Below are 4,759 nucleotides of genomic sequence, written 5' to 3'. Positions count from 1 at the left end.
CGACCTTTGACGTTGAGGAAAATCCGGGCATAGTAGCCCCCCGCACCCCAAGCTTGGGTATGCTCCCAATCAATGGTCAACTCATCCAACGATGTGGGCGTGGTGGGTGATTCGACCACGCTGAGGTAGCCTTGCTCGATCAGCCATTGGTTAATGCAAATCCCCCCCATCAAGGGTCGCGCCCCGTGATCGGACACGATCAGCACAGCGGTTTGGTCGTCGCAATAGTTCAACAATTGCTCCACCCGCTGGTCAATATGCACGTAGTAGTCGTGGATGGCGTTGGCGTAGGGAGAGCCCGGCTCATACTGAGGATGGGCGGGATCCATGGGTTTCCAGAAAGAATGGTGGATGCGATCGACCCCCATGTCTACCAGCATCAGGAAGTCGGGATGGTCTTCAGCAATCAGCTTCTCGGCTAGGGTAAACCGCTGGTCACAGAGCTTATGGATATTGCCGAGGATCTCGGCCTTATCCTCAGACCGAAAGTGGGGCACATCTAGCAAAAAATCGCTGATCCAGCTCTGGATGCGATCGCTTAACTCTGGTGGATGAGTGTAGGGTACGTCGGTACTCGGCGTGAGAAAGCAGGAGACCATGGAGCCCTGCACTGGGTAGGGGGGCGAGGTGCCCGGTACGCCTAAGACCGCCACCTGCCATCCCGCATCCCCCAAGATGTCCCATAACCGTGGCTCCTTGACGGCACGACCATCGCTGATCGCCATGCTTTGGTAGCTACGATTTTGGCGATTGCGGAAGCCATAGATGCCTAGTTCCCCCGGATCGCGACCGCTCATCATACAGCTCCAAGCGGGCACGGTGATGGCGGGAATACTGCTTTCCAGACGGCCATAGCTACCGGCCGCCATCAGCCGTGAGAGGGTCGGTAGATCATCGCGCCACTGATCGAACACGAGGGAGGGCTCCATGCAGTCAAGCCCAATGATCAACAGGCGCGGGGCAGATCTAAGAGACATAGGCATGGGGGTGAGAGGGACAGTTAGGAGGCTTGGGGACGGCGGCGACGCAGATACAGGGCAGCGGCAGATCCGACAACAGCGATCGCTGATAGGAGATGCACGACATTAAACGGGGTACCGGCAAAGAACCAGGAATCGGTGCGCAAAAATTCGATAAAAAAGCGCCCGAGAGGATACCAAATTAAGTACAGCAAGGTGATGTCGCCAGGCCGCCATTGTTTTTCAAAACGACGGGATAGCCAGAAAATAATGGCAAACCCTAGAGCATTCCATAGAGATTCGTAGAGAAACAGGGGATGGAAGCGGGTGCTGTCGGGATAGGCACTGAGGTCGTTGTAGGGAGCAATGCGATGAATGGGGTCGATGCGCAATCCCCAGGCTAGATCCGTCGGCGGGCCGTAGAGTTCTTGGTTGATAAAATTTCCCCAGCGGCCAATGGCTTGGGCCAGGGGCAGAGCCAGGGCGATCGCATCCAGGAAGACCAGCGCCGGTAAGTGACGAATTTTGGTGAACAGCCACAGGGCGATGGTGCCAAAGATAAATCCCCCAAAAATGTGGATGCCGCCGCTCCATACTTTAAGAATTTCACCGGGATGATCGAGGTAATAGCCCAAACCCTGGGGGCCACGGGGGGACTGGATGAACACATAGTACAGTCGCGCCCCAATAAAGCCAGGAATGACAATCCAGATCAGCATGTCCCAAAAGTCATCGGGATCTTGTCCTTGGCGTTTCACCTGTTGGCTAGCAACCTGGGCACCGATGAAAATGGCGCTGACCATCAGCAGCCCATACCAGCGCACGGCAATGGGGCCAAACTCAAACAAAATTGGATCAACGGGTGGATACATGATGCCTAGAATAGGAACTATTAATCTTCGAGGTAGCCGAGGTCGCGCAGACGGCGCTGCACCTCAGGATCATCAAAATCGGACGCGCGTTCGTTGGTAACCGTGGCGGTCATCGTGCCCGCAAAGGACTGGAGGCAGTCTTGCAGCACCTCTACATTTTCCGGCAGAATGCTGCTGAGGTTCAGGCTTTCCCCAGGATCGTCGAGGCAATCGTATAGCTCAAGCTGGGTATCGCCGGTTTCAATCAGCTTATGGTGCCCCACCCAGACGGCGCGGCGCGGTTGATCACAGGCGCGATCGCGCACCAGATCCGGCTGACGTTTTTGCAGCAGATTCAACACATTTTGGGGAGGAATGGCTTCGGAGAAGACAGGAACAGCGGCTGGTGTAGCGCTCAGTTCCTGAAACAGGCTCAGGGCGGCTTCTGCCTCACTCGCCAAACCAGCGGCCGTCAGCACGGTGTGGAACAACCGCCGGGTCGAAACGGTGCGATCGCTTGTTTGTCCCTTAGGCAACTGACCGCTGGGGTCGTGAATAATCAACGGCACCTGCACCAATTCGTTGTACACCGACAGGGAATGGCCAATGAACTGCTTTTCGCCCAAATGTTCACCATGGTCGGAACAGATGATCACCAAGGTATCCTCAAGCCGTCCTGACGCCTGCAATTGCTGGAAGAAATGCCCTAGGAGCTCATCCTGGCAGGCCACCTCCGCGTCATACATACCGTCTAGGGTTGCCTTTTGCTGGTCATCCAATGCTCCCGCCAAGGGGGCCAGCCAGCCATACACATCGCTATTAAACTGACGCAGATAGTGCTGGGCAGAGCGATCGCTCAACACGTGGGGCGCAAACTTCTCAATGTAGCGGCGGGGAGGATGGTAGGGCATGTGGGTGCCCATCAGGTTCACGAAGGCGAATATCGGCTGCTCATCGTCCACGCCGCGCCGCTGGGTTAATAGATGAGCCGTATCCTCTAAAGACTTGGCCGTATTGCCCTTGAAGCTCAGAGCTGTTTGCCACAGGGGCACCATCAACGGTGAAAACGAGAGGGAGAGTAGGGCATCCGAACGGGCAAAGGCATCCTGCACCTGGCTTAGAAGACCCGCCAGGACGCGCTTAAAGACTTGCCGATAGCGGCTAATCAACCCCGGCGAAGCTCCAGCTTGGTTGGGGCGAGAGGTGAGCAGACCGCTGTAGTTCAAAAAGCTATGGAACCCACGCCGCAGTCCATTGTTGATCACTCCGACCAGGGGATTGTTGCAAAAGCCCGCTGTGTAGTAGCCACCGTCCCGCAGGCGTTCTGCCAGGGTGGGAATGGTTTTAGGCAGCACCGAGTAGGACTGGAGGGTTTGGTGCTCCGATGGATAGAGCCCGGTAAACATCGACGCATGGGACGGCACCGTCCACTGAGCAGCAGCGATCGCCCTCTCAAAACGGGTGGCGTTGGCAGCAAAGCCATCTAGATTTGGCGACGTGTTCACCGGATACCCATAGCAGGAGAGGCGATCGGCACGTTGGGTATCCAGAACAAGAAAAACAATGTCAGGGCGGCGGGTCATACGCAGTTTTGGTGACAACCTGGATTATGCTCCTCCCCATTGTGCCGTGTGGTGGCCAAACTGGGGCATGGGCCTCCACAAAATCCAGCCCCGGTAGCCCTTCTCTGATCCATGATGCAGACAAGCCTTAGCGAGCATCGCTTTGACGTTGATAGGCCACATAGAGCGCTTCTAGAAACTGATCGGCGCTGACGCCCTCCGGCACTTGCTCTAGTTGAACCAGTTCCTTCGCCTGACGAGCGAGATCCAGGCGTAGCTCTTTCTGGATCTGGGTATCGATCATCAAGCGTCGCTGCAGATACTCTCGTAGGGTGACAAACTGATCCGGAGAGAGGCGATCCAGGTGCATCGACGGAGACAATTTGCGGGCAAGGGTGCCGGCCGATGGGGAGATCTCCAGCTTCAGACGTGGATCGGCATAGTCTTCTTGAATCACCTGGGTACCAGCAACCCAATCTCCAAGCCGTTTTTCCCGTTTTCCTAAGGCAATGAATAAGGCTCCTATCAGCAACAGGTCATCAACCGGACGCAGAAGGGCGCGCAGGGTGGTTTGCCCAAGGGTGACCGGCTGCCCATTATCTTGGATTACCCGGATGTGCATAATGCGTTTGCCGGGGGTTTGCCCCTGCCACAGGGTTTCAAATAGCACAAAGTAGCCGGTGAAGATGATGAAGGTGATCAGGAACGCGATCGCCAATACCCAAATCCAAGCACTCTCATAAGCAAAACCTAGATCTTCTAACCAGTCCAACAGAGTTGTGGATAGCCAGCCCCAACCTATCCAAAAAATCAGCAGGCCACCGATAAGGAAAATATAATCTAAGACCAGCGCCCAACTGCGATTGCCCACACCTGCTAGAGTGAAGTCTAGCTCAACACTTTCAGGGGTCAACAGGGTAACGTGGTTGAGCCATGGCTGCACAGATGGTGTACCAGGGCGATCGCTCACGCTTAAGTCTAGAGAACGTCCCTCTCGCCGTTCTATTAAGTCGTAGTACAACACTGCCTTGATGGCCTGCCACAGGGGCAACAGCACCACACTCACACCAATACTCAGGCTGTAGGAAACGAGCATCAGCAGTGGCGTGTAGGCGATCGCATCATCTGGTAAGGCTAGGGTGAGTCCAGCCGAGGCTGCACCAATCAACAGTTGCAAGACAACCTGGATGGGTAAGCTAGCCAAAAAGACCATCATGATGCCCAGTATAATGCGCCGAGCATTACGGCGGGTTAGTCGCCAGCTCCGCCCCAGAGACGCCAAGGCTGGGGTGCCTTCTTCAACGGCATAGCCCATCTCAGAGATCATGAATCGAGCCGTTAGCCAGGCCAACAAATATCCCATGCCAGCCAACAGCACGACAAAGAA

The 4,759-nt window shown here is 55.7% G+C and carries 4 protein-coding genes; all 4 read right to left on the bottom strand.

The features are described 5' to 3' along the window. The coding region (locus V6D20_14085; protein HEY9816909.1) for an alkaline phosphatase family protein at window positions 1-977 on the bottom strand (977 nt) is incomplete at its 3' end. Window positions 978-1,000: 23 nt separating this feature from the next. Next, window positions 1,001-1,831, bottom strand: a complete 831-nt coding sequence (gene lgt / locus V6D20_14080) for a prolipoprotein diacylglyceryl transferase (protein HEY9816908.1) — start codon at window positions 1,829-1,831, stop codon at window positions 1,001-1,003. Between the two features lie 20 nt (window positions 1,832-1,851). Beyond that, window positions 1,852-3,411 carry a sulfatase-like hydrolase/transferase gene (locus tag V6D20_14075; protein HEY9816907.1) on the bottom strand — a complete coding sequence of 520 codons (1,560 nt, stop codon included), beginning with the start codon at window positions 3,409-3,411 and terminating at the stop codon, window positions 1,852-1,854. A gap of 109 nt (window positions 3,412-3,520) precedes the next feature. Continuing rightward, a partial coding sequence (locus V6D20_14070; protein HEY9816906.1) for an RDD family protein occupies window positions 3,521-4,759 on the bottom strand: 1,239 nt, incomplete at its 5' end.

The organism is Candidatus Obscuribacterales bacterium (assembly GCA_036703605.1).
Lineage (GTDB): Bacteria > Cyanobacteriota > Cyanobacteriia > RECH01 > RECH01 > RECH01.
Note: the sequence above shows the minus strand (reverse complement) of the source record. Positions and strands in the feature narration are given on the sequence as shown.